This window comes from Nonomuraea typhae (assembly GCF_009760925.1).
In the GTDB taxonomy this organism is placed as follows: domain Bacteria; phylum Actinomycetota; class Actinomycetes; order Streptosporangiales; family Streptosporangiaceae; genus Nonomuraea; species Nonomuraea typhae.
Window position 1 is genome coordinate 143015 of record NZ_VRLV01000015.1, and the last position, 23144, is coordinate 166158.

Below are 23144 nucleotides of genomic sequence, written 5' to 3' on the forward strand. Positions count from 1 at the left end.
ACGCGGTAGGACAAGACGAGGTGGAAGCGGGCCCGGTGGGAGAAGACGCGGTGGAAGCCGGCACGGTGGGAGAAGACGCGGTGGAAGCCGGCACGGTGAAGCGCATCGGCGTCATCGGGGTGGGCGAGATCGGGCGGGCCGTCGTGACGGGCCTGTGCGAGGGCGCAGGCGAGCACCCGGAGATCTTCCTCTCCCCGCGAGGCGCCCGCACGGCCGCGGAGCTGTCCGCCCGCTACGAGGGCGTACGCGTGTGCGGCGGCAACCAGGAGGTGGTGGACCGGTCCGACCTGGTGCTCGTCGCCGTGCGCGGCCGCGACCGGCACGAAGCGCTCTCCGGCCTGCGAGTGGACGGCGGCAAGGTGGTGGTCAACGTGATGGCCGGAGTCGGCGTCGACGACCTGCGCCCGTGCGCGGCCTCTTCGAGGGGGTCGGGCGTTCCCTGGGCGACGGGACCCGTTCCCTTCACCGGCTCGCCGCCGACCACGAGACCCCGGGCGGGAGCAACGAGCGCATCCGTACCGCCTGGTTCGGCCCGGCCAACTCCGCGGCCCTGGCCACGGCCCTGGACGGACTCCACGCCGAGCTGCGGCGGCCTTGACGAAACGGCTCAGGTGATCGGTTCGAGGACGAAGACCGGGATCTGCCGGTCGGTCTTGCGCTGGTAGTCGGCGTAGTCCGGGTACGCCTCGACCGCCCTCCCCCACCACAGGGCCTTCTCCGCACCCGACACCTCGCGCGCCCGGTACTCCCTGGTCACGGTGCCGTCCTGGAGCTCGATGACCGACTCGGCGAGCACGCCGGCATACCACTGCGGGTTGGCCGGCGCGCCGCCCAGGGACGCCACGGCCGCGTAGCGCCCCTCGTGCTCGACCCGCATCAGCGGCGTCTTGCGGATCTTGCCCGACTTGTGGCCCCGGTAGGTGATCAGCACGACGGGCCGGTCCTTGATCGTGACCCCGTCGGTCGTACCGGTGCGCATGATCCGCTCGACGTGCTCACGCACCCACGCCGACGCGCTGGGCTCGTAGGCGGCCGCCTGCCGCCGGGGGCGCCGGGTGTCCACGTTCGCGGTCAACGTGGTGAGGAGGCCGGGGAGCGCCGCCACCGTGTCGGCGGGCAGGCCGAGCACCGTCTCCTCCGCCAGGGCGACCCAGAGGTCCTTGACCTGCTCGGCCAGGGCCTTGCCGCTCTCGGTGAGCTCGACGACGCTGGCGCGTTTGTCGGAGGGGACGGGAGTGCGGCGGATGTGTCCGGCGGCCTCGAGCTTGCGGGTCATCAGCGTGACGCTGGGCGGCTCGCACCCGAGCGCCTCACTGAGCTGGGCCTGGATCCTCGGCCCGGTACGCGCGAGCTCGAGCAGCAGCGCCTCCTGCCCGGTGTGCAGGCCGAGCGGGGCCAGCAGCGCGGCGGCCCTGGCCCGGTGGCGCAGGCTCAGCAGGCGAATGGCCTGGTTGACGGCGTCGGCTTGCGTGAAGTCCATGGGCACTCCTTGACGGGCAGATTAGTTATGCGCATAACATTATGCGCATAACTAACTCTACACGACGGTGAGGAGACAGGCATGACCGCGAAGGTCGCCGTCATCTACTACAGCGCGACGGGCGCCGTGCACGCGCTCGCCCAGGCCGTCGCCGAGGGCGCCGCTGCGGCGGGAGCAGGGGTACGGCTGCGCCGCGTCGCCGAACTGGCCACAGGCGAGGCCATCGACCAGAACCCCCGGTGGCGCCGCCACGTCGAGGACGCCGCGTCGATCGCCCGGGCCGAGGTCGAGGACCTCGCATGGGCCGACGCGTTCGCCTTCGGCACGCCGACCCGCTTCGGCGCACCGGCCGCGCAGCTCAAGCAGTTCATCGACCAGACGAGCGTCCTGTGGCGGGAGGGCGCCCTGGCCGACAAGCCGGTGACGGCCTTCACCTCGGCGTTCAACCGGCACGGCGGCAGCGAGGCGACGATCCTGTCACTGGGCAACGTCTTCTACCACTGGGGCGCGCTGATCGTCCCGCCCGGCTTCACCGATCCGGTCGTGTCCGCCGCGGGCGGCAACCCCTACGGCACGTCCTACGTCAGCGGCCCGGCGGGCGGCGGCCCCGACGCGGCGGCGCTGGACGCGGCCAGGTACCAGGGGCGACGGCTGGCCGAGATCACGATCCGGCTGCTGGAGGGCCGCCGGGCCGCAGGCGACACCGCCGTGCCGGCGACCGCGAGGACGTCATGACGCGCACCGCCGCCGGACCCCGGCGGGCCGGGCCGTACGCCTGGATGGTCCTTCCGCTGGCGGGTGCGAGCCAGTTCATGGTCATCCTGGACGCGTCCATCGTCAACGTCGCCCTGCCCGCGGTCCGCGAGGAACTCGGCTTCACGCCCACCGGCCTGGCCTGGGTGGTGAACGGCTACCTGCTGACCTTCGCCGGGTTCATGCTGCTGGGCGGGCGCGCCGCCGACCTGTTCGGCCCGCGGCGGATGCTGGCCGGCGGGCTGGTCCTGTTCTCCGTCGCGAGCCTGGCCGGCGGCCTGGCGGCCACGCCGGGAGTCCTGGTGGCGGCGCGCGTCGCGCAGGGCGTCGGCGCCGCCCTGATGGCCCCGGCGACGCTGGCCGTGATCACCACCTCGTTCACCGAGCCGAAAGCGCGGGCCAGGGCGTTCGGCATCTGGTCGGCCGCGGGCGGCGTGGGCGGGACGGCGGGCGCGCTCGTGGGCGGCGCCATCACCACCGGCCTGTCGTGGCGATGGGTCTTCCTGCTCAACGTGCCGATCGGCGTCGTGCTGATCGCGGTGACCGTGATGTCTCTGGCCGGGACGAGGGCCGGCCGGCGGGAGCCGCTCGACCTGATCGGCGCGGTCACGGGCACCGCGGGACTGGCCGCGCTGGTCTACGGGGTCATGCGGAGCGCCGATCACGGCTGGGCCGCCGCGCAGGTCTACGGGCCGGTCGCGGCCGGCCTGCTCCTGCTCGCCGCCTTCCTCGTGGTGGAGGCGCGGTTCGCCGCCCGGCCGATGACGCCGCTGCGCCTGTTCCGGATCCGCGGGGTCGCGGCGGGCAACGCCATGCTGCTGCTGTTCGGCGGCATCGCCATCGCGATGTGGTATTTCAGCTCGCTGTTCCTGCAGAACGTCCTGGGCTTCAGCGCGCTTCAGGCCGGGCTCGGGCAGACGCCCGCGGCGGTGACGTTCATGGTGATCGCCCGGCAGGCCGCGGCCTTGCTGCCGCGCATCGGCGCACGGCCCCTGGTGCTGGCCGGCAGCGCCGGCTTCCTGGCCGGGTTCGGCTGGTTCTCGCTGGCCCACGCGGACACCGGCTACGTCGTCGGCGTGCTCGGCCCCACCCTCCTCATCGCGGCGGGCATCGGGCTGACCTTCCCCACCCTCATGGCCGCCGCGACCGCCGGCGTTCCAGAAGGCGACGCGGGCACCGTCGGCGGCCTGGCCAACACCGCCGTCCAGGTGGGCGGCTCGCTCGGCCTGGCGGTGCTCGCCACGGCCACCGGCTACGACGTGGTCTTCCTCATGGCGGCCGGGCTCGGCCTGGCCATCGCGGTGATCAGCCTGCTCCTGCCGGCTCAGCCTCCCGCTGCCGTGGAGAGGTGAAAGGAGTGCGCTCGCCGGGCGCCGCAGTCCGGGCAGGTGGCGAAAAAGCAGGAGACGAGGTCGTCCCCGCTCGTCACCACGGCGTTGCGCCAGGCGCAGCGCACCTCGCCGCAACCGGCGCACGGCCGGCGGACGACCTCGGCGAGCGCCTCCGCGCCGGACGCCACCGTCCGGGTGCCCGCGGTCACGCCCGCCGGGCCGGGGCGGCCGTCCTCCCCGTACGGCGAGCCCGCGGGCAGGCATCCCCGTGAGCCGCAGCTCGCGCAGTTGCCCGGCCCGGTGTTGTTGGCGCTGCACCCCAGGCACCCGTAGCCGGAGTAGCTGCCGCGGCGGAAGGTGTGCGGGGCGAACAGGGTGCCTTCGCAATCCGGGCACGCCCCCAGCCCGTCGCACTCGTCGCAGAGCACCGCCTCCCAGACCGTGCTCATGGTGTGGCGTGGCTGGGGCCGCGGCCGTTCCCCGGGCCGGAACACCACGGGCGTCCAGCCGCAGACGTACAGGACTCCAGGACCGGCGCCTTCGTACACCCGGACCTCGAAGGCGTCGATGGTGGCACTGGCCACGCTCTCCCCGTGGAAGACACGCGGCTCCCGGGCCTTCCAGCCCGCATCGCGCAGCGCCGCGAGCACCCCGTCCACGCCCGGCGAGACCCGCCCGCCGGCGGCGGCGGCCAGGACCAGGTGCCGGTACCCGGCCGGCTCCCCGGCCCGGCGCACCCGGTAAGGGTCGGCCCACTCGTGCACGAACGGCGCCGCACCGGGCCACAGCTCCGCCAGGTGCGCACGCAGCCACACCGCGCTCGCCGGCTTCTCCGGCCGGCGGATCTCCTCCACCACGACTCCACCTCGCGTGCCACGCCGTCGTCACCCCGACGGCAGAAGGCTAGCGGGGGCGGTACTGCTTGGGCAGGCGCAGCCCGCGCGCGGCCATGACGGCCCGGAGGCGGTCGGGGTAGTCGGTGATGATGCCGTCCACGCCGTCGTCGATGAGCTTGTTCAGGGTCGGCTCGTCGTCCACGGTCCACGGGATGACCTTGAGGCCGAGGCGGTGGGCCCGGCTGACCATGGTCCTGGTGACGTAGGGGACGTAGCCGGGGTCGGTGATCTTGCCGTTCTGCGGGAAGCCGTGCACTGGGGAGAAGGCGTCGGCGCCGAAGGACCTGACGGCGCGCAGGGGGTCGCCGCCGAAGTCGTCGATGTCGATGCCGCCCAGCCACGGGGAGGCGCCGGGCTTGCCCACCTGCAGGAAGTCGTAGTTGGTCAGCGCCACCAGCGGCAGCCGGGGGGCGAGTTCGCCCACGCGCATCAGGGCTCCCCAGTCGAAGCTCTGAATGGTGACCTGGTTCCAGAGCCGCGCCCTGCGGATCTCGGCCAGGGTCACCTGCACGAACTGCTCGCGCGGCGCGGTCTCGTGCGGGGCGCCGGCCTCGACCTTGGTCTCGACGTTGAGCGTCACCCGGTGGGCGCGGTAGCGGTTGACCAGGTCGAAGACCTCGCTGAGCAGGGCCATCGGGGCGCCGGGCACGGCGCGCTGGCCGGGGTGCTCGGGCAGCGTCTGCGAGCCGCAGTCCATGGTGCGGACCTGGGCGAGGGTCAACGTGTTGATGTACTTGCCGACGTAGGGGAACTCGGGGTCACCGGGTGTGGCAGGGGCCGTGTCGCGGCACTTGCGGCTGTTGATCCGGCGGTCGTGGGTGACCACGGCCTGGCCGTCCTCGGTGATCTGGACGTCCAGCTCCAGCGTGGACACGCCCAGCTCCAGGGCATTGGCGAACCCGGCCAGCGAACTTTCCACCACCAGCCCCAGGCCGCCGCGGTGCGCCTGGAGGTCGAGAGTGCGGCGGGATTCGGCGTGGGCCGTCGCGGGGACGGACACGGCTAACGCGAGAGCGATAACGAGGGCGGTACGCATGCGCCCACGCTCCTGCCCCAGGGCGTACGGCGGGCGGCCGGAGGTTGATCGCGCGGCGAACGTCACCTGAGCGCCTCGTCACACCCGCACGCACCCGGACCCGCCGCAGACGCCGTTGTTCCACATCCACCTGCCGGCGCCGCGGCGGGCGATCGAGCGGGCCGGGGCGCAGATCCTCGCCGAGCACGGCATCCAGCTCTGGGGCCGGGTCCGGTCCAACCCCGACCCGGGCAGGTGCAGCTTCGAGATCAGCGTCGGCGAGAACGCCATGGAGTTCACGCCCGGCGAGGTGGTCACGCTCATCCGCGACGTGCTCGGCCGGGCGGGGCGCGACTCCGTCTAGGAGGTCAGGAAGACGACCGGTCCCTCCTCCTCCAGCCAGCCGGGATCGAGGCCCACGCCGGTGGACGCCTCGATGAACGCGAACGCGGCGGCGCGCATGCCGGTGAAGTCGCCGGGCTCCGCCGTGGCCAGCAGGCGGCGGAAGCCCTCCAGGGCGGCGGGGTCGCCGGTCTCGATGGGATGCTCGGCGAAGACGAAGTCACGGATCGAGGCGCGGATCGCACCTCCGGCGGCGTAGACGAGGGTTTCGCCGCCTCTGGGATGCCAGGTGGTCATCCAGGCGCGGCTTCCCGAGCTGAGCGCGGCGAGATCGGGCTGGTAGCCGTCGCCGCAGTCGAGCAGGCCCCAGGCGCCGTCGCCCTCGGCCAGGATCAGGGCGACGGCGTCGCTCTCCAGGCCGGCTTCGCGGCGGTCGGCGTCGGCGATCTCGGGGGCGCGCCCGCCGTTCAGACGCCACAGGACGTCATCGAGGCTCGGCTCCCCGGCCGGCGGCTGGACCACGATCCAGCACAGCGCGTTCTCCAGCCATTGGTGCCGGGCGAACAATCGCCGGTAGTGGTCGATCATGCGGTCCACCGTAGGGGCGTCACCGGGACGGCAGGACCTCTTGCAGGAAGGCGGCCGTCGCGCCGGTGACCTCGTGCGGGCGTTCCAGGGGCGGCAGGTGGCCGGTGGCGGGCAGGTCGAGGCGGCGGGCGCCGGGGATGCGGCTGTGGTAGAGGCCGGCGACCTCCTGGATCCCGGGGACGTCGGCCAGGCCGTTGATGACCAGGGTGGGGGCGGCGATGGTGTGCAGGCGCCCGGCCGCCGGGGGCTCGAGGGGCAGTTCGGCGGTCTTCGGGCGGGTCCAGGTGCGCTGGAAGACGTTCTGGAGCATGTCGACGGCCAGGGCCCACACCCGGGGGTCGAGGTCGTCTTCGGTACGGCCGGGACCGGCGACCTGCCAGCGGGTGTGGGCCCTGGCCAGGGCGAGCGCGTGGGCCGGGTCGGGGACGGCCGCGCCCCGGGCGTAGCGGGCCAGCGCGGCTGCGGGGACGGCGCTGTGGACACGCTCGCGTACCTGGGCGAGCATCTCGGGCGGCCAGGTGTGGCCGCTCAGTCCGGGGCTGATGAGGACCAGGGCCGTCACGCGCTCCGGCGCGGCCAGGGCGGCTTCGGCCGCGTAGGCCGCCCCCATCGAGTTGCCGATGAGGGCGGCGCGTTCGATGCCGAGGGCGTCCATCAGGGCCAGCAGGGTGCGGTGGGGGGCGTGATCCCGCGGCGGGTCGCCGGAGTCGCCGTGACCCGGGGCGTCGTAGCGGGTGACGTCGTAGCCGGCCTTGAGGGCGTCGTAGGCGTGCCGCCATTGGCGGCGGTCGGCCACCCCGGCGTGCAGGAACACCAGGGCGGGGCCGGTGCCGGTGCGATCGAAGGCGATGGGGACGCCGTTCAGGTGGATCATGTGGTCACCGTAGCCGCGTTGGCGGTCAGTGCCGGACGGTGACGACGACCTTGCCGATCTGGGTGTTGGACTCCAGGTGACGGTGTGCTTCCACGATGTCCTCCAGGTCGAAGGTGCGGTCGATGACCGGTGCCAGGGTGCCGGAGCGCAGTCCCGCCATGATGAAGGCCCGGGCGCGGGCCAGGCGGCCGGGGTCGCCGGTGACGAGGTCCACGTTGAATCCGTGCACGGTCAGCGGCCAGTTCATGGGCAGAGGCGCGGGCCGGGTGTCGAGCCAGCCGTACACGATGAGCAGGCCGCCGGGGGCGACGGTGTGGGCGAGGTCGGTCAGGCCGGGGCCGGCGACGGCGTCGAAGACCACCTTCGCGCCCCAGCCGCCGGTGACGGCCCGCACCCGGGCGGTCAGGTCGACCTCCTGCGTCGTCAGGACGTGTGCGGCTCCGGCGCGCCGGAGGGCGGCGGATTTGGCGGGGGTGCGGGTGACGGCGATGGGGACCGCGCCGACGTGGCCGGCGACCTGGATGGCCGCGAGCCCGGCGCCGCTGGAGGCGGCGGTGATGAGGACGGCGTCGCCCGGCTGCGCCCGTGCCACCTCCAGGAGGGCGCCGTAGGCGGTCAGGTAGGAGGTCCATACGGCGGCGGCCGTGGTCGCGTCCAGTCCGGCGGGGCGGGGCTGAAGGGAGCGGGCCGGCGCGTTGAGCCGGTCGGCATACACCCCGTGACGGGACATTTCCTGATCGCTGAGGATGCTGACCGGGTCGCCGGGAGCGAAGCCCTCGACGCCGGGGCCGGCCTCCTCGACCGTGCCGGCCGCCTCGAAGCCGAGCCGGGAGGCCGGGAGCGTCGGCTGGTAGTAGTAGCCCGAGCGGAACAGGGCTTCGGCACGGTTGAGGCCGATCGCCTCGACCCGGACGCGTACCTCGCCCGGGCCGGGCGGCGTGAGCCGTACCTGCTCGAGCTTCAGGACGTCGGGGCCGCCGAGTTCGTGAAAGCGCACCGCGCGCGCTTGGTCCGTGGTCATGCGCAGGACGGTACTCAACGACTACGGAGACTATCCATGCCGGAAAGTCTCGTGAATATGTCTCATCGTCTTCGAGGGTGGAGGCATGGCTAGGGTGGTGGCGTGGATGTGGTGAGCGACGCGATCGCCGCGATGCGGACGGGGCAGCCGCACTCCTCCCGCACGATGCTGTCGGCGCCGTGGGGGATGCGGTTCGCCCCCTCGGACGGCGCGGGGTTCCACGTCGTCCTGCAGGGGTCGTGCTGGCTCCTCCCCCACGGGCGTGATCCGGTCCCCCTCGCGCCGGGCGACGTGGTGTTCCTTCCCCACGGCCGGGGACATGCCGTCGCCGACGATCCCGCGTCGCCGCTGGCCGACGTCGTCCAGACCGCGGCGGGAACCTGGGAGACGACCGAGGACGCCCCGCCGGGCCCCGGCCCGGTCGTCCAGATGCTGTGCGGCGCCTACCGGCTCAGCCGGGGCCGGGCACATCCGCTGCTGACCGGGCTGCCCGACGTCATCCACCTCCCGGCCCGCATCGGCGCACACCCCGCCCTGCGCGCCACCGTCGACCTGCTGGGCGCCGAACTCGAGCGGCCGGGGCCGGGCTCGGACGCGCTGGTGCCCGCGCTGCTGGACGCGTTGCTGCTCTACATCCTGCGCGCCTGGCTGCACGAGCACGCCGGGCAGGCGAGCGCCGGATGGGCCGCCGCGCTGGCCGACCCGGCGATCTCCCACGCGTTGCACGCGCTCCACGACGACCCCGCGCGCCCCTGGACCGTGGAGGACCTCAGCGCACGTGCCGGATTGTCCCGCGCGGCCTTCGCCCGCCGGTTCACCACCCTGGTGGGGCAGCCGCCGCTGGCCTATCTGACCTGGTGGCGCATGACCGTCGCGGGCCGCCTGCTGACAGGCGGCGACACCCCGCTGCACCTCGTCGCCCGGCGCAGCGGCTACTCCTCGGAGTTCGCCTTCGCCAAGGCGTTCAAGCGTGCGTTCGGCATCTCACCGGGGAGATACCGCAGGGGCACGGCGACCCGGGAATGATCCCGCTCACGCCTGATCGGATGCGCGGGGCGGCGGATCGGTTCAGCCGGCCGCCTTCCTGACGAGCGCGCCGATCGCCGCCGCGCTGGCCTCGGTCAGCTCCGTGATGGCGAAGGCCGTCGGCCACATGGCGCCCTCGTCGAGGTTCGCCTCGGGGTTGAAGCCGAGCGAGGAGTAGCGCGCCTTCTCCTTCTGCGCGCTCACGAGGAAGCACAGGATCTTGCCGTCCCGGGCGTAGGCGGGCATGCCGTACCACAGCCTCGGCGACAGGTCCGGGGCCTGCACGGCGACGACGGCGTGCAGGTGCTCGGCGATCGCGCGGTCGGGCTGCGGCAGGTCGGCGATCACCCTGAGCACGTCCTCCTCGTCGGCCGCGGCCTTGTCCGCGCCGGTCCCGCGGCGGGCGTCCTGCCGCAGTTCCGCGGCCCGCTGCCTGATCGCCTCGCGTTCGACGTCGGTGAACCCGTCGGGGGTGGCTGCGCTGCTGTTGTCCATGCACGTCACGCTAGGCGCGGGCGGGTGAGCGGCGCTTCTCGATTCCTGACCGATGGGGGTCAGCCCTTCAGCAGCGCGGCGGCGTCGGGCACGATCGTCTCCGGGCGGCGGGGCGGGCGCTGGTAGCCGGCCGCCTCCGGCCGTTCGGGGATCTCCAGGGGCGCGCGCTTCACCTCGTGGTACGGGATCGTGGACAGCAGGTGGGAGATCATGTTGATCCTGGCCCGCCGCTTGTCCTCGCTCTCCACCTCGTACCAGGGCGCCTCGGGGATGTCGGTGTGCACGAGCATCTCGTCCTTGGCCCGTGAGTACTCCTCCCAGCGGGTCACCGACTCCAGGTCCATCGGCGACAGCTTCCACTGGCGCATCGGGTCGGCCAGCCGGGCCCGGAAGCGCCGCTCCTGTTCCTCGTCGCTCACCGAGAACCAGTACTTGCGCAGCAGGATCCCGTCCTCCACCAGCAGGCGCTCGAAGATCGGGCACTGGTGCAGGAACCGCGCGTGCTCCTCCTGCGTGCAAAAGCCCATGACCCGCTCCACGCCGGCGCGGTTGTACCAGCTCCGGTCCATCAGCACGATCTCCCCCGCCGCCGGAAGGTGTTCGGCGTACCGCTGGAAATACCACTGCGTGCGTTCCCGCTCGGTCGGCGCCGGCAGTGCGACGATCCTGGTCACCCGGGGGTTGAGGTACTCGGCGACCCGCTTGATCGTGCCGCCCTTGCCGGCCGCGTCACGCCCCTCGAACACCACCACGACCCGCCGCCCCTCGGCGCGCACCCACTCCTGAAGCTTCACCAGCTCACCCTGAAGCCGGAACAGCTCCTTCTCGTACGGCTTGCGTCGCAGCCTGTCCTCGCCCATGCCCGTCCTCTCGCATCCTCGTTGACAGGCACCCTACGGTCCGGACGTGACCCCGGTGACGGCGAAGCGCTCCACGTCGGCCACGTGCCCGCCGGTCACCGCCACGATCGTCACCACCTCGCCCGGCTTCGCGGTGAACGCGACCTCGGCCGACCAGGGCCGGTTCTCGCCTCCAGCCGGCACGCCCGCGGTCTCGGCCAGCGGCTTGGCCGCCGACGGCTGGTGGACCCGGACGCGGATGCTCTCGTCCACGCCGGTGATCCGGCCGCCCACGGTCACCGGGGAGCGTACGGCGCTGCCGTACCTCGGGGTGGTGAGCGTGAGGGTGGTGTCGTCGGTGCCCACCACCTCCCAGGGCGCGTGCTCGCCGGGGCCGTACCGGATCAGGTGGATCACGGCGGCGGGGGCCGGTTGCTTGCTCTCGGGGCTGCGGTAGCCGACGGTGACGCGGGCGTGGCGTCCCTGGATCCTGGTCGAGACGACCTGGTCGATCTCCTGCAGTCCCAGGTAGCCCTGGGTGAAGGACAGCGCGGTGAAGGGCGCGTCCTCGTGCCAGGGCTGATGGCCCTGCGGGCGGTCGCGGTCCTGCCATTCCCGGGCCTCGCGCAGGCCGGCGAACGGCCACAGGGGCTGGTAGACGCCCTCGATCAGCGTCTCCGGCGTCACGGTGGGCGTCGCCGTCGCGGCCGGGGGCGCCGTGGCGGTGGGCGTCGCCGTCGCGGTGGGCGTCGCCGTGGCGGCGGGGGGCGCCGTGGCGCCGCAACCGGCGGCCAGGACCGCGAGGCAGAGGATGACCCGGAGGTTCATGCCTCCACTGTCTCTCCGCCGGTGTGTCCTGGAAAGCACGCCGGCCTGCAGGGCCCCGTGGTGTCGTTTCTGCTCTCGAACGCGGGCCGCGCGCTCGCCATGGAGACGAACAGAATGTAACGCCTGCTACATTCTCTGCTGTGACACGGTGGCTCATTCTGGTGATCAAGCTCCCCGCGGACCCGACCCGGCACCGGGTGGCCGTGTGGCGGGAACTCCGCAAGATCGGAGCGCTCTCCCTGGGCCAGGGCATCTGGGCCGTGCCCGAGGCGCCGGTTTTCGACGAGGGCGTGCGGCGGGCCCTGGAGCTCACCGCCGGGGCCGGCGGCCAGGGCGTGACGCTCCAGGCGGCCGGTCGCACGGCCGCCGACGCCGCCGGGTTGCAGGAGATGTTCACCGCCGCCCGGTCGGCGGACTGGGCGGAGTTCCTGGCGGAGTGCGGAAGATTCGAGGAGGAGATCGCCAAGGAGATCCGCACGGCCAAGTTCACCCTGGCCGAACTCGAGGAAGAGGAACAGAGTCTGGAACGGCTGCGCCGCTGGCACCGGGACCTGACGGCGCGGGACGTGTTCGGCGCTCCCGAGGCCGCCGCGGCCTCGACCCGCCTCAAGCAGTGCGTGAGCGTCTGCGAGGACTACGCCGAGCGCGTGTTCACCGCGCTGCACACCACCGGAGGGGACTCCGCGTGAAGCCCCTGTGGCCGTTGTACGCGGCCGGGTTCACCACCGCCTTCGGCGCGCACGGCATCGCCGCCAACCTCGGCGGCTTCTCCGAAGACGCCGTCACCTCGCTGCTCGTCCTGGGCGCGCTGCTCGCCCTCTACGACGGGGCCGAGGTGGTGCTCAAACCCGTCTTCGGCTCCCTGGCCGACCGGATCGGCGGCAAGCCGGTTCTGCTGGGCGGGCTGATCGCGTTCGCCGCCGCCTCCGCGCTGTACGCGGTCGCGGACAGCCCCGGCTGGTTGTGGGCGGCCCGGCTCGGCCAGGGCGCGGCGGCCTCGGCGTTCTCGCCGTCGGCTTCGGCCATGGTCGCCCGCCTCACCCCGGCCGCGGGGCACGGGCGGGCGTTCGGCGGCTACGGCTTCTCCAAGTCCATCGGCTACACCCTCGGCCCGCTGCTCGGCGGTGTCCTGGTCCAGGTGGGCGGGCTGCGGCTGCTGTTCGCGGTCATGGCGGGGTGCGCGGTGGCGGTCGCCCTGTGGGCGGTGTTCGCGGTGCCGGCCGTACCACCGCTGCCGCGCGCGCGGCAGACGCTCGCCGACCTGGCCCGGCGCCTGGCCGACCGGTCCTTCCTCGCGCCGACCGCGGCCCTGGCCGCCGCCACCGCCGCGCTGTCGGTGGGGGTGGGCTTCCTGCCCGTCTCCGGTGCGGCGGCCGGGCTGGGCACGGTCGCGACCGGCGCGGCCGTCTCCGTCCTGGCCGCCACGGCCGCCCTCGTCCAGCCGTGGGCGGGGCGCGCCCTGGATTCCGGACGCCTGACCACGCGCGCCGGGCTGCTGACCGGCTTGCTGGTCACCGCGGCCGGGCTGGCCGCCGCGACGGTACCCGGGCTGACGGGCGTGCTGGCGGCCGCCGCCCTCGTCGGCGCCGGAACGGGACTGATCACTCCGCTCGGCTTCGCCGCCCTGGCCGCCTCCACGCCGCCGGAGCGCATGGGGCAGACCATGGGCTCGGCCGAGCTCGGGCGCGAGCTCGGCGACGCGGGCGGGCCACTGCTCGTGGCGGGCGTGGCGACCGTCTCCACGCTCGCGTACGGCTACGCCGCGCTGGCCGTGCTGCTGGTCCTGGGCGCCGTGCTCTACCGGGGTCGTACGGCGGAGGCCCCGAGCTGAGCCCGCGCCAGAAGCAGCAGGAGCAGGGCCAGCGGCATGACCGTGATCAGGAACGCGGTCCGCAGGTCCAGGGCGGCCCCGAGCATCGCCAGCCCGGCGGGAGCGGCGAGGATCGCGGTGCCGGAGGCGAGCGCGCCATAGGCGGCCGACCGGGCACCGGTGAGGCCGGGCACCTGGACCAGCCGGGCCAGCGTCACCGGGTACAGCGGCCCGATCCCCAGTCCCGCCGCCAGGAGTCCGGCGGCGATCGGCGCGGGGGTGCCGGCCAGGGCGACGATCAGGGTCCCGGCCGCCACCAGCCCGCAGCTCAGCGGCACGATCGGGACCCCGCGGCGGAGCAGGCGCGGCGCCAGCAGCCGCGCGCCCGCCATCCCGGCCAGGAACGCGGTGGCCGCCGCCGCGGCCGTGCCGGCGCTCAGCCCGCTGACCTGGAGCCGGGCCGTGGCCCAGATCGAGAAGCAGAACTCCATGGACACGGCCACGACGATGGCCGACCACGCCACGGCCGCGGCCCGGCGGGGCAGGGCGCCGTCCGCGCCGGTCATGCGTGCGCCGGGCCGTACCTCGACCGCGACGAGCACGAGCGGGACCACCGCCGCCAGCAGGGCCAGGCGGCCGTTGACCCCGGCGGTGTCGAGGGCGCCCATGGTGAGCGGGCCGAGCAGGGCCGCGACGCTCCCGGCGGCGTTGACGCGGGCGAGCCGGGGGGCGAGGTCCTGCCCGCGCAGGAGGGCCGGGGTGACCAGGACGACGCCCGCGGCGCCGAGGCCGAGCAGGATGGCGCCGGCAGCGGCGAGCGCGGCGACGGGCGCGGTGGCCAGAAGGGCGGTTCCGGCGGCCGTGACCAGGGCGGCGAGCCGCAGGACCGGCTGGGGGTGGCGCCGGAGCACCCAGCGGCCGGCGAGGCCGGCGGCCAGCAGTCCCGCGCCGAAGGACGACGACAACCACGCCAGCCCGGCCGCGGGGGTGGCAAGATCTCTGGCGAGCAGCACCAGGCAGGCGCCGAGGCTGTTGATGGTGAATCCCAGGCCCACCTGCGCGAACACCACCTGCCTGTCGGACACGGCGCGGGCTCCTTCCAATAAACTCGTGCCGCGAGCATAAAGGAGGCGGACATCCCATGAAAGGCCCGATGAGCGGCGCCCGGTGGCGCGGGGCCCTGGCCGTGCTGGCGGAGATGCGCCGGCGGCCCGGCGTGACCCGGGCCGCCGTGGCCCAGCGGCTCGGCCTGTCCACGGGGTCGGCCACCGAGATCACCGCCCGGCTGCGCGAGCTGGACCTGCTTGCCGAGTCCCCCGCCGCCGCGACCGGCCGGGGGCGGCCCACCACCGAGCTGCGCCCGCACCCCGAGGGCCCGCTGGTCGTGGTGCTCGACGTCCGCCAGGGGGACTGGCGGTGCGCGGTCGCGGGCCTGGACGGCCGGCCGTACCTCGCCGAGGCCGCCGCGCACGCCAGCCGCGAGCCGTCGCGGCTCGTCGGGACCCTCGCACAGGCCGTGCGGCGCGTGCGGGCGCGCCACGGGCGGCGCGTGCGGGCCGTCTCGGTGGCGGTCGCGGGCACGGTACGGCACGGCCGCGTCGTGCAGTCGGGGGTGCTGGGCTGGGACGCGGTGGACTTCGACGCCCTGGCCGCCGATCCGCTGCTGATCGGCAACGACGCGACGCTGGCCGGTGCCGCCGAGGCCCGGCACGGGGCGGCCGCGGGGGTGGGCACGGCGCTGCACGTCACGATCGAGGTGGGCGTCGGCGGCGCGCTGATCGTGGACGGGCGGCCCATCGCGGGGGCGACCGGGGCCGGGGGCGAGTTCGGGCACATGCCGTTCGGCGACCCCGCGCTGGAGTGCCCGTGCGGCAGCCGGGGGTGCTGGGACCTCACCGTGGACGGCCGGGCGATCGCCCGCCACCTCGGCCAGCCGCCGCCCCGGGACGCGCGCACCTTCCTTCAGGCGTGCCTGGACGAGGCGGCCTCGGACGCGGCCGTCCGGTCGGCGGCCGGGCAGGCAGCGGCCGCCCTGGGCCGGGGCCTGGCCGGGCTGATCAACGCCTTCGACCCCGGCGTCGTCACCCTCGGCGGGCTGGCCGCGCCCCTGCGCGCGGCGGCCGGGCCCGAGTTCGCGGACTCGCTGAGCGCCGGCCTCATGCGCTACCACCGCCAGGATCCGCCGCCGGTGGTGGACGCGGTCCTGGGCTCGGACGGCGCGCTGTGGGGGGCGGCGGCGATCGCGCTCGACCAGGTGCTCACCGAGGAGGGGCTCAGCGCCTGGGAGGCCGGGCGCCGGGGTTCAGCGCGGCAGCAGGGGTTCGGCGGGCCGCTGGGGCCGGGGTGACAGCAGGCCCTTGAGCTTGGGCGCCAGCGGCGTCTCCAGATAGCGGTGTACGGCGTAGGCCGCCAGGCACATGACCACCACGAGGCCGAACAGCAGCACATACCGGTTGACCGCGTCGCCGAGCCGGTTGAAGGCGATGATCCCGATGTGGGCGTGCAGCAGGTACAGCGGGTAGGTCAGGCCGCCCGCGACCACCAGCCAGCGCTTGGCCAGCGGCTTGGTCACGCGCAGCGCCACCAGCAGCATCACCACGAAGATCAGTGTCACGATCACCGTGATGGCCACCGGCGAGAACTCGACGTGGTAGCGGCGCCCGACCGCCTCGGAGTAGCCGATCGCCCGGAAGACCGCGTTGCCCAGGCACAAGGGCACGATCAGCGCGATCTGCCAGTTAAGCCCGAAGCGGTAGAGCAGGAACAGGGCCATGCCGGCGATGAAGTAGTGGGAGAACTCCGACTGCACCACCAGGTCGGCGACCTTCGGCAGCACGCCCAGCTCCACCGCGAAGGTCACGGCCAGCCAGCCCCACAGCACCGCCATGACCCGCGCCTTCGTTATGGTGATCAAGGTGAGCAGCAGGATGAGGACGTAGAACCGCATTTCCGCCCAGAGCGTCCAATAGACGACGTCCACGTTGGGGACGTCGATCACGGCCTGGAACATCGTCAGGTTCGCGAGGATCTGCGGGATGGTGACCTGGAAGACGCCGGCGCCCAGCGCGAGCGTGATCAGCGCGGTCAGCGCCAGGCCGACCCAGTAGGCCGGGTACAACCTGATCACCCGCGAGGTCACGAACTGCCGGGGAGTCCTGTCCCATGCGCTCATCAGCACCACGAACCCGCTAATCATGAAGAACAGGTCCACGCCGAGGTAGCCGTATCGCGACCACATGCTCTCCGCCGGAAAGGCCACCGGGCTGGTGCCGCCCACCCAGGCCGAGAACGTGTAGTGGTATAAAACCACGCACAATGCGGCGACGATCCGCAATCCGTCAATCTCGAAGAGCCTGTCTGAGGTACCACGCATGCCCCTGTCCCTCCTCGCTCAACCAAAGGGTCCATGATTGCGCTTACCAACAGATTGACGATGGATTACCGGGATTTGTTCACACAAAGCATCATGTGTCCCATGTGCCCCGAACGGCACAGACGCCCTTCCCGCCTGCCGCGGGAAGGGCGTCGCGCGGTCACTCCGCGGTGATCGGGGCCGGGAACGGCTCGCCGAAGCCGCCGACCTCCACCTCCACGCCGGTCACCTTCGCGGGCGGCGCCTTGAACACCCCCCACACCGTGGTCGTCACCCCGGCCGGCAGTTTGCCCAGGCCCTCCAGGTAGGGGGCGAAGGAGTTGTGCACGTTGCCGGCGAACTCGTGATACGTCGGCTCGGCCACCTGGCACAGCTCGGCGCGAGCCTGGCCGGCGGTGTCGGCCAGGGACAGCTCGCCCGGCGAGACCTCGTCCTTGGTGAAGCTGGTGGACAGGTCGAAGACGACCGGGCCGGAGGTCGGGTTGCTCACCTTGACCTTGGCCAGCAGGTATCCGGCGACGCGGCGCACGCTCTCCGCCTCGGCCCGCAGACCGGCGGCGGACGCCTCCGTGGTGAGCGGGCGGGCCTCCAGCTTGGGGGCCGCGGCCCCGGCCGTCTGGATCTTGAGTTCGACGCGGCGGTTCTGCGCCCGGCCCTCGGGGTTGTCGCCGCCGCCGGCCGTGGTGTTCGGGGCGACCGGCCTGGCTTCGCCGTACCCGGCCGTGCGGTAGGTGAAGTCCTCGCCGAGCAGGCCGCGCAGCTTGGTCATCACCGCGTCCGCGCGGCGGCGCGACAGGGTCTTGTTGGCCGGGTCGTCGCCGATGCTGTCGGTGTGGCCCTCGACCGTGACGGCACCGCCGGTGGCGCTGACCTGCTTGGTCAGGTCCTCGATCGCCGCGTTCGCGGCGGGGGTGAGGGTGGCGCTGCCGAAGGCGAACAGCACGTCGCTGGGCAGCAGGTACTCCTCGGGCGCCGGTTTGCGGCCGTCGCCGGAGGCGGACTTGCACACCATGGGGCTGACCTTGCGGTCCACGCTGCCGGTGACGTGCAGGACCGGGTCGTCGACCAGGGCCGGGGAGCCCTGGGGCTGGACGGGCACCTCGACCGGGTGCACGCCGTCGATCACGACCAGCATCGCGCCGGTCTCCTTCGGCGGCGCCGCGAAGACCGCGGTGACCAGCGTGGACTTGCCCGGGTCCACCGCGGTGTCGGAGCTGTCGCTCAGGCGGCCGTCGGCGGTGTCCAGGGAGCCGATCACCCCGTAGTGCGTGCCCCTGGGCAGGTCGATCAGGTCCAGGCCGCGCTGCACCTTCGACACGGCCGTGGAACTGGGCGCGTAGCTCTCCTTGGTGCCGTTGAACCACTCGAACTGCAGCGCGATCTCCTTGTCCCCGGTGCGGACCAGCCGGATGTCGCGCGCCTCGATCGGTAAGCCGGACGACAGCGGCCCGGCCACGATGCCCGTCCCCTGGCTGGCCGCCGGCGTCGGGTCGTCCGTGACCGCCGGGCTGTCCGTGACCGCCGGGCTGTCGGTGGGCGCGGGGTTGTCCGTGGGCGTCGCCTCCGGGGTGCTGTCCTTCGGCGTCTGCGGTGTGCCGGTCGCGCTGCCGCTGACCGGCGCGCTCGTGCCCGCGGCTCTCGGGCTGCCGCCCGCGCAGCCGGTGGCCGCCCCCACCACCAGCAGGGCCGCGCCGGCGAGGTGGCCCCAGCCGTTACCTCTCGTCAAGAGTCTCTCCCCCTGTCATGCGTTGATCTTGGCGGGAGAAAGACTCGGGCAACCGCCCTGCACACCGCTTGACGCCCTCCTGCAAACCCCCTTCTAACGCGCGATCCTCGACAGGACGGGCGTCATGTGGCGTAGCTTGATCCGGTTCGACCGGCGGACCGGTTCCAGCACGATGGTGCGCGCCGTCTCCGGCACGTGCCGCAGGTCGTGGGTGATGAGGATGGTCGTACGGCCGGCCATCAGCCGTCGCAGCGGCTCCATCACCCGGGCGGCCGTGGCCGCGTCCAGCCCGGTCATCGGCTCGTCCAGCACGAGCACCGGAGCGTCGCGCAGCAGGGCGCGGGCGATCGCGATGCGCTGGAGCTGCCCGCCGGACAGCAGCCGTCCCCGTTGTCCCAGCGTGGTGTCGTACTTGCCGGGCAGCCGGTTGATGAAGTCGTGCGCGTCGGCGAGCTTGGCCGCCTCGACGATCTCCTCCATGGTGGCGCCGGGCCGGCCGTAGGCGATGTTCTCCCGCGCGGTGCCGGAGAAGACCAGGCCCTCCTGCTGGAGGAGCGTGATGTTCTCGCGCAGGGAGGCGCCGGTGATGTCGCGGATGTCCGTGCCGTCCAGCAGGATGCGCCCGCTGGTGGGCTCGTAGAACCGCAGCAGCAGCTTGGCCAGGGTCGACTTGCCCGCGCCGCTGGGCCCGGTGATGACGACGATGTCGCCGGGCTCGGCGGTGAAGGACAGGCCGGCCAGGGCGGGCCTGGTCCGGTTCGGGTAGGTGAAGCCGACCCGCTCGAAGGCGATCCTGCCGGCGGCCCGCGCCGGGAGCGGTTCGGCGGTGGGGCGGTCGGTGACGCCGGGACGGGCCTTGAGGATCTCCTGCACGCGGTCGGAGCCGGCCGCGGCCTCGGAGATCTCGAGCGCCAGTTGTCCCAGGCCCTGGACCGCCGGGTAGAGGTAGGCCAGGTAGGCGGCGAAGGCCAGCAGGCCGCCGATGGTCAGGCGGCCGGCGGAGATCTCCCACGCGCCGAAGCCCAGGATGACGATCATGCAAGTGGTCTGCAAGATCTGGACGGTCGGGCCGTACATGCTGGACAGCCACGCCTGCTGCATGTTGGCCCGCAGCCAGTTCGCGCCCTGGCGGTGCAGGTTCTTCGACTCGGCCGCCTGGCGGTTGTAGCTCTGCACCAGGGTCTGGTTGGACAGGCTCTCCTCGATGACGCTGTTCATCACGCCGTTGCTCTGGCGTTCGCGGCCCGCCGCCACGCGGAACCGGCCGGCGAAGAGCTTGGAGACGATGAGGAAGGCGGGAATCAGCGCGAAGGTGACCAGCGCCAGGTCCCAGCGCACCACGAACGCGGCGCCGGCGAAGAAGATCACGCTGACCACGGTGGTGAACGCCTTGACCAGGCCGGATCCGACCAGTTCCTCGATCGCCTCGATGTCGTCGGTGAGCCGCGCCATCAGGTCGCCCAGGCGCCTGTTGTTGAAGAAGTCCGGCGTCAGTGTCTGCACGTGCGCGAACACCCGATCGCGCAGCTTGAGCAGGAAGCGCTCGGCGCCCAGGGACGTGAGGTAGGAGCCGGCGAAGGAGACCACCCCGGCCACCGCCGCCAGGCCGAGCCAGGTCAAGGCGGGTGTCCAGAACGCCCCCAGGTCTCCCTGGCTGAGCACCTCATCGGTGATCACGGCGAACAGGGCGATCGCGGCGACCTCGCACAACGCGGCCACGATGGCGAGGATCCCGCCGATCACGAACCACTTGCGCAGGCCGTGGGTGTCGGGCCAGAACTCGCGGAGAGTCTTGCGGATCATGACGGTCGGCGCCATGTCGACGCCGCCCGCCTCCGACCGCGTCCCGGCCCGAGACGAGAAGGAGAGCCGGCGGATAGACCGTCGGCTCTCCTGAGCGGTGTTTACCACCACCATCTCCTGCGGCAGCCGCACCTCCTGCGACGCCAGCCGCAGCCGCGCCGCCGCCAGCGGCGGTGGCCCCAGCCCCAGCCTCCGCCCCAGCCCCAGTCATCCCAGTTCGCTGGGAAGCCGACACGTGCCATGATCCCCTCCTCATGAGCAAGCTCCCGCTGTCGAGAGCTTTCGTATGCCGACAAATCGACAGTAACACCACATAAGGCGCATATAAGTGAATAGAGGGAGTATTGGTACGTTCTTGGCGTGACGTTCGATCTAGATCCCCGGCGGCGGCCAGGGGATTCGAAAGGACCCCGCTCGCGAGGCCCTGCGGGCCGGGGCGGGCCGCGGGCCACCGCCGCCCGGCCCCGGAAAGTCGAACACGAATGCCGCATATGACGCGATATACGACAAATGGTGAAGAGTTCTGAAGTTTCGGGATAAGGAGGTCAGGTCTGTCGCCACGCTCCCCGGGCCGCGGCCTCCTCGGCGTAGGCCCCGAAGTCCTTGCCGGGACGCCCGAGAACCTCCTCCACGACGCCCGTGGGCCGGGTGTCGCCCTGCGCCGCCGCCGCGGCGAAGTTCGCGATCAGCGTCTCGACGGCCTCCTCGGGCACGCCGTCGCCGCGCAGCGCCGCGCGGTAGCCGTCCGGGGTCCCGTCGAATTCGACGCGGAGCCCCGTGACGCGCTGGAGGTGATCGAGCGCCTCGCGGAACGACAACGCCACAGGACCGGTCAGCGGCAGGATCCGCCCGGCGAAGTCCTCACCGAGCAGCGCCTCCACGCAGACGGCCGCGATGTCGCCGGCGTCGACGAACCCCTGCCGGACCGAGCCGACCGGCACGCACAGCCGCCCGTCGAGCACGGGCTGCCGGAAGAAGGTCTCGAAGTCCTGGTCGAACCAGTCCGAGCGGACGATCGTCCACGCGCACCCGGACGCGCGCACCTGCGCTTCGGCCGCCTGGAGGCTGGTGACGTTCATGACGTCCACCGCCCGGTCCGAGTGCAGCACCACCTTCTCCACGCCGTGGCGGCGGGCCGTACGCAGGAAATCGTCCGGCAGGGCCGTCTGATCCGGCAGCAGCACGAACATCGTGCGGGCGCCGTCGAGGGCGGCCGGCCACGTGCCGGGGAGCGACCAGTCGAACCTCACCTCCGCGCGCCTGGCGGCGACCCGGTGGGCGCGGCCGGCGGCACGCAGCCCGGCGGCGACCCTGCTGCCGACGGTCCCGGTGCCGCCCAGGACGAGGATGGGTGCGGTGGTGTGTGTCATAGTGCCACGCTAGGAGCGGTTGAGGACGGATACTGTCCTCATGGCGCATCTGGCGGAACGTGTGTTCGCGCTGCTGTCGTACCTGCAGGCGGGCCGCCCGGTGTCCGGCCGCGAACTGGCCGCCCGGCTCGAGGTCGACGTCCGCACGGTACGGCGCGACGTCGCCCGGCTCAGGGACATGGGCTACCGCGTCGAGTCCGCGCCCGGCCCGTACGGCGCCTACGAGCTGCGCGCCGGCAACACGGCGATGCCGCCGTTGATGCTCTCCGACGACGAGGCCGTCGCCCTGGTGGTGGGCATGGCGCTGGCCACGGCGCGCTCGGGGCTGGCCGCGACGGACGGTGATCCGGCCCGCACGGCGCTGCGCAAGGTGATGCGGGTGCTGCCGCGCCCGCTCGCGGCCACGTGCCGGCGCGTCACCGAGGCGCTGACCGCCTCGCCCGAGCCCACGGTCTCCGTGGACGCCGGCCTGCTGGCCACCCTGGCGCAGGCCATCGAGCAACGGCGTACGGCGGTGCTGGACCTGGCCGGCGGCGCGAACCCGGAGGTGCGGCCCCATCGGCTGCTGCTGCGGCGCCGGCGATGGTACCTGCTGGCCCTGGCCCGGGACGCCTGGGCCGTCTACCGGCTGGACCGGGTGCGCTCCTGCGCCCTGGGACAGGCCCGCTTCGACGGCCACGCCGCCGACGCCGGGGAGCTCGAGCGGCTTCTCCCCGATCGGCGGATCCCGGTGCGCCTGCGGTTCGAGGCCGACGCGGAACCGGTCCTGGACCGCTTCCGCAACGAGGAGCCCGCCCTGGTGCCGGACGGCCCCGGGCACGTGATCCTCAGCGCCCGCGTGGACTCGCTGGAGTGGGCGGCCATGCTCGCGACCCTCGTGGACCGGCCTTTCACCGTGCTCGAACCGGCCGAGCTCAGGCAGCGCTGCCACGCCCTCGCCCGGCGCCTGTCCCAGGCGTGACCACCCGTCGCGGGCGTCGTCACAGCCGCACGGACCACGTCCCCTTCTCCGGCCAGACGGACGGTCACGTCGGGGCAGGTCACCATGACGATACTTGTACTATTCGTTCTCTTGTAATGTTCGTGTTTATGCCACTAGGTTGAGGCCATGACCGCATCCACGCCACCGACCACCGCCGAGGAGCTGCGGGGGGTGGGCCTGCGGGTCACCGCCGCCCGGGTCGCGCTCCTCGAAGCCGTCCGGGTCGGTGACCACCTCGGGGTCGAGGCCCTCGCCGCCGGGGTGCGCGAGCGCGTCGGTCATATCTCCCTTCAAGCGGTGTACGAAGCTCTGCACGCGCTCACCGCGGCCGGACTCGTGCGCCGCATCGAGCCGCCGGGCAGCCCGGCCCTGTACGAAGGGCGGGTCGGGGACAACCACCACCATCTGGTGTGCCGGACGTGTGGTGCGGTCGCCGACGTCGACTGCGCGGTCGGCCACGCGCCGTGCCTGACCGCCTCCAACGACCACGGCTTCGCCATCGACGAGGCCGAGGTCATCTACTGGGGCCTGTGTCCCGACTGTTCCAACGCCCACGGATCGTGAGCACCCTTCAAGCCCGGAAGGATTTCCC

Annotated in this window: 24 protein-coding genes; 10 read left to right on the plus strand and 14 right to left on the minus strand. The window is 73.1% G+C overall.

The features are described from left to right. Window positions 1-50 precede the first annotated feature (50 nt). Window positions 51-665, plus strand: coding sequence for an NAD(P)-binding domain-containing protein (locus tag FVE25_RS41205; protein WP_246268238.1), 615 nt, complete (start codon window positions 51-53; stop codon window positions 663-665). Here FVE25_RS41205 and FVE25_RS56890 read toward each other — a convergent pair. Next, on the minus strand, window positions 608-1480 hold the full coding sequence (locus tag FVE25_RS56890; protein ID WP_157252930.1) for a nitroreductase/quinone reductase family protein: 873 nt from the start codon (window positions 1478-1480) through the stop codon (window positions 608-610). The two genes, FVE25_RS41205 and FVE25_RS56890, sit on opposite strands and share 58 nt — an antisense overlap. A gap of 81 nt (window positions 1481-1561) precedes the next feature. Between FVE25_RS56890 and wrbA the strand changes: the two genes are divergently transcribed. Further along, on the plus strand, window positions 1562-2215 hold the full coding sequence (gene wrbA / locus FVE25_RS41215; RefSeq protein ID WP_157252931.1) for an NAD(P)H:quinone oxidoreductase: 654 nt from the start codon (window positions 1562-1564) through the stop codon (window positions 2213-2215). Continuing rightward, on the plus strand, window positions 2212-3585 hold the full coding sequence (locus FVE25_RS41220; RefSeq protein ID WP_157252932.1) for an MFS transporter: 1374 nt from the start codon (window positions 2212-2214) through the stop codon (window positions 3583-3585). Before wrbA ends, FVE25_RS41220 begins: the two co-directional genes overlap by 4 nt. Here FVE25_RS41220 and FVE25_RS41225 read toward each other — a convergent pair. Further along, the gene (locus FVE25_RS41225; RefSeq protein ID WP_157252933.1) at window positions 3558-4421 is read right to left on the minus strand and encodes a hypothetical protein; all 864 of its coding nucleotides are present in this window, start codon (window positions 4419-4421) and stop codon (window positions 3558-3560) included. The genes FVE25_RS41220 and FVE25_RS41225 overlap by 28 nt on opposite strands. Window positions 4422-4467: 46 nt before the next feature. Further along, complete coding sequence (locus FVE25_RS41230) at window positions 4468-5562, minus strand: glycerophosphodiester phosphodiesterase family protein (protein WP_246268247.1); 1095 nt, start codon at window positions 5560-5562, stop codon at window positions 4468-4470. 49 nt (window positions 5563-5611) lie between these two features. Here FVE25_RS41230 and FVE25_RS41235 point away from each other — a divergent pair, with 49 nt between their 5' ends. After that, window positions 5612-5839 carry a hypothetical protein gene (locus FVE25_RS41235; protein ID WP_157252935.1) on the plus strand — a complete coding sequence of 76 codons (228 nt, stop codon included), beginning with the start codon at window positions 5612-5614 and terminating at the stop codon, window positions 5837-5839. Here FVE25_RS41235 and FVE25_RS41240 read toward each other — a convergent pair. Genes FVE25_RS41240 through FVE25_RS41250 form a run of 3 tightly spaced genes read right to left on the minus strand, consistent with a single transcriptional unit; the run spans window position 5836 to window position 8300 of the window. Then, the gene (locus FVE25_RS41240; protein ID WP_157252936.1) at window positions 5836-6405 is read right to left on the minus strand and encodes a hypothetical protein; all 570 of its coding nucleotides are present in this window, start codon (window positions 6403-6405) and stop codon (window positions 5836-5838) included. The two genes, FVE25_RS41235 and FVE25_RS41240, sit on opposite strands and share 4 nt — an antisense overlap. A gap of 19 nt (window positions 6406-6424) precedes the next feature. Continuing rightward, window positions 6425-7279 (minus strand): alpha/beta fold hydrolase, encoded by an 855-nt coding sequence (locus FVE25_RS41245; RefSeq protein ID WP_157252937.1) that lies wholly within the window; start codon window positions 7277-7279, stop codon window positions 6425-6427. Window positions 7280-7304: 25 nt separating this feature from the next. Further along, on the minus strand, window positions 7305-8300 hold the full coding sequence (locus FVE25_RS41250) for a zinc-dependent alcohol dehydrogenase family protein (RefSeq protein WP_157252938.1): 996 nt from the start codon (window positions 8298-8300) through the stop codon (window positions 7305-7307). A gap of 102 nt (window positions 8301-8402) precedes the next feature. On the opposite strand from FVE25_RS41250, the gene FVE25_RS41255 reads away from it, so the two are divergent. Next, window positions 8403-9326, plus strand: coding sequence for an AraC family transcriptional regulator (locus tag FVE25_RS41255; RefSeq protein WP_157252939.1), 924 nt, complete (start codon window positions 8403-8405; stop codon window positions 9324-9326). A 42-nt stretch (window positions 9327-9368) separates the two neighbouring features. Here FVE25_RS41255 and FVE25_RS41260 read toward each other — a convergent pair whose 3' ends face one another. The 3 genes from FVE25_RS41260 to FVE25_RS41270 are packed head-to-tail and all read right to left on the minus strand — an operon-like array spanning window position 9369 to window position 11488. Further along, window positions 9369-9821 (minus strand): DUF1801 domain-containing protein, encoded by a 453-nt coding sequence (locus FVE25_RS41260; RefSeq protein ID WP_157252940.1) that lies wholly within the window; start codon window positions 9819-9821, stop codon window positions 9369-9371. A 59-nt stretch (window positions 9822-9880) separates the two neighbouring features. Beyond that, window positions 9881-10681, minus strand: coding sequence for a polyphosphate kinase 2 (gene ppk2 / locus FVE25_RS41265; RefSeq protein ID WP_157252941.1), 801 nt, complete (start codon window positions 10679-10681; stop codon window positions 9881-9883). Window positions 10682-10714: 33 nt separating this feature from the next. Then, complete coding sequence (locus FVE25_RS41270) at window positions 10715-11488, minus strand: hypothetical protein (RefSeq protein ID WP_181019882.1); 774 nt, start codon at window positions 11486-11488, stop codon at window positions 10715-10717. A gap of 140 nt (window positions 11489-11628) precedes the next feature. Between FVE25_RS41270 and FVE25_RS41275 the strand changes: the two genes are divergently transcribed. After that, a complete protein-coding gene (locus FVE25_RS41275) occupies window positions 11629-12177 on the plus strand; it encodes a Chromate resistance protein ChrB (protein WP_157252942.1) in 549 nt (182 codons plus the stop codon). Then, complete coding sequence (locus FVE25_RS41280; RefSeq protein WP_219825886.1) at window positions 12174-13319, plus strand: MFS transporter; 1146 nt, start codon at window positions 12174-12176, stop codon at window positions 13317-13319. The genes FVE25_RS41275 and FVE25_RS41280 overlap by 4 nt, the downstream gene beginning before the upstream one ends. Here FVE25_RS41280 and FVE25_RS41285 read toward each other — a convergent pair. Next, window positions 13286-14383, minus strand: a complete 1098-nt coding sequence (locus FVE25_RS41285; protein WP_157252943.1) for an MFS transporter — start codon at window positions 14381-14383, stop codon at window positions 13286-13288. The two genes, FVE25_RS41280 and FVE25_RS41285, sit on opposite strands and share 34 nt — an antisense overlap. Window positions 14384-14439: 56 nt before the next feature. Here FVE25_RS41285 and FVE25_RS41290 point away from each other — a divergent pair, with 56 nt between their 5' ends. Next, complete coding sequence (locus FVE25_RS41290) at window positions 14440-15645, plus strand: ROK family transcriptional regulator (protein ID WP_219825887.1); 1206 nt, start codon at window positions 14440-14442, stop codon at window positions 15643-15645. Here the strand turns inward: FVE25_RS41290 and FVE25_RS41295 are convergent. From FVE25_RS41295 to FVE25_RS41310, 4 genes are all read right to left on the minus strand, one after another. Beyond that, window positions 15601-16671 carry an acyltransferase family protein gene (locus tag FVE25_RS41295; protein ID WP_157252944.1) on the minus strand — a complete coding sequence of 357 codons (1071 nt, stop codon included), beginning with the start codon at window positions 16669-16671 and terminating at the stop codon, window positions 15601-15603. The two genes, FVE25_RS41290 and FVE25_RS41295, sit on opposite strands and share 45 nt — an antisense overlap. A gap of 160 nt (window positions 16672-16831) precedes the next feature. Beyond that, the gene (locus FVE25_RS41300; protein WP_157252945.1) at window positions 16832-18397 is read right to left on the minus strand and encodes an OmpA family protein; all 1566 of its coding nucleotides are present in this window, start codon (window positions 18395-18397) and stop codon (window positions 16832-16834) included. A gap of 93 nt (window positions 18398-18490) precedes the next feature. Beyond that, entirely contained in the window at window positions 18491-20200 is a 1710-nt protein-coding gene (locus FVE25_RS41305; protein WP_246268255.1) for an ABC transporter ATP-binding protein, read from the minus strand. Between the two features lie 545 nt (window positions 20201-20745). Then, window positions 20746-21570 (minus strand): SDR family oxidoreductase, encoded by an 825-nt coding sequence (locus FVE25_RS41310; RefSeq protein ID WP_157252947.1) that lies wholly within the window; start codon window positions 21568-21570, stop codon window positions 20746-20748. Between the two features lie 40 nt (window positions 21571-21610). Here FVE25_RS41310 and FVE25_RS41315 point away from each other — a divergent pair, with 40 nt between their 5' ends. Beyond that, window positions 21611-22531: a helix-turn-helix transcriptional regulator gene (locus FVE25_RS41315; protein WP_157252948.1), complete on the plus strand. Its 921-nt coding sequence runs from the start codon at window positions 21611-21613 to the stop codon at window positions 22529-22531. A 147-nt stretch (window positions 22532-22678) separates the two neighbouring features. Then, the gene (locus tag FVE25_RS41320; RefSeq protein WP_157252949.1) at window positions 22679-23116 is read left to right on the plus strand and encodes a Fur family transcriptional regulator; all 438 of its coding nucleotides are present in this window, start codon (window positions 22679-22681) and stop codon (window positions 23114-23116) included. The last annotated feature ends 28 nt before the right edge of the window (window positions 23117-23144 follow it).

Excerpts from the sequence above, each read along its gene's own strand:
- FVE25_RS41250 (WP_157252938.1), bottom strand. The coding sequence starts at position 8,300 with ATGACCACGGACCAAGCGCGCGCGGTGCGCTTTCACGAACTCGGCGGC.
- wrbA (WP_157252931.1), top strand. The coding sequence starts at position 1,562 with ATGACCGCGAAGGTCGCCGTCATCTACTACAGCGCGACGGGCGCCGTG.
- FVE25_RS41315 (WP_157252948.1), top strand. The coding sequence starts at position 21,611 with ATGGCGCATCTGGCGGAACGTGTGTTCGCGCTGCTGTCGTACCTGCAG.
- FVE25_RS41305 (WP_246268255.1), bottom strand. The coding sequence starts at position 20,200 with ATGATCCGCAAGACTCTCCGCGAGTTCTGGCCCGACACCCACGGCCTG.
- FVE25_RS41320 (WP_157252949.1), top strand. The coding sequence starts at position 22,679 with ATGACCGCATCCACGCCACCGACCACCGCCGAGGAGCTGCGGGGGGTG.
- FVE25_RS56890 (WP_157252930.1), bottom strand. The coding sequence starts at position 1,480 with ATGGACTTCACGCAAGCCGACGCCGTCAACCAGGCCATTCGCCTGCTG.
- FVE25_RS41260 (WP_157252940.1), bottom strand. The coding sequence starts at position 9,821 with ATGGACAACAGCAGCGCAGCCACCCCCGACGGGTTCACCGACGTCGAA.
- FVE25_RS41310 (WP_157252947.1), bottom strand. The coding sequence starts at position 21,570 with ATGACACACACCACCGCACCCATCCTCGTCCTGGGCGGCACCGGGACC.
- FVE25_RS41240 (WP_157252936.1), bottom strand. The coding sequence starts at position 6,405 with ATGATCGACCACTACCGGCGATTGTTCGCCCGGCACCAATGGCTGGAG.
- FVE25_RS41220 (WP_157252932.1), top strand. The coding sequence starts at position 2,212 with ATGACGCGCACCGCCGCCGGACCCCGGCGGGCCGGGCCGTACGCCTGG.
- FVE25_RS41290 (WP_219825887.1), top strand. The coding sequence starts at position 14,440 with ATGAAAGGCCCGATGAGCGGCGCCCGGTGGCGCGGGGCCCTGGCCGTG.
- FVE25_RS41295 (WP_157252944.1), bottom strand. The coding sequence starts at position 16,671 with ATGCGTGGTACCTCAGACAGGCTCTTCGAGATTGACGGATTGCGGATC.
- FVE25_RS41245 (WP_157252937.1), bottom strand. The coding sequence starts at position 7,279 with ATGATCCACCTGAACGGCGTCCCCATCGCCTTCGATCGCACCGGCACC.
- ppk2 (WP_157252941.1), bottom strand. The coding sequence starts at position 10,681 with ATGGGCGAGGACAGGCTGCGACGCAAGCCGTACGAGAAGGAGCTGTTC.
- FVE25_RS41270 (WP_181019882.1), bottom strand. The coding sequence starts at position 11,488 with ATGAACCTCCGGGTCATCCTCTGCCTCGCGGTCCTGGCCGCCGGTTGC.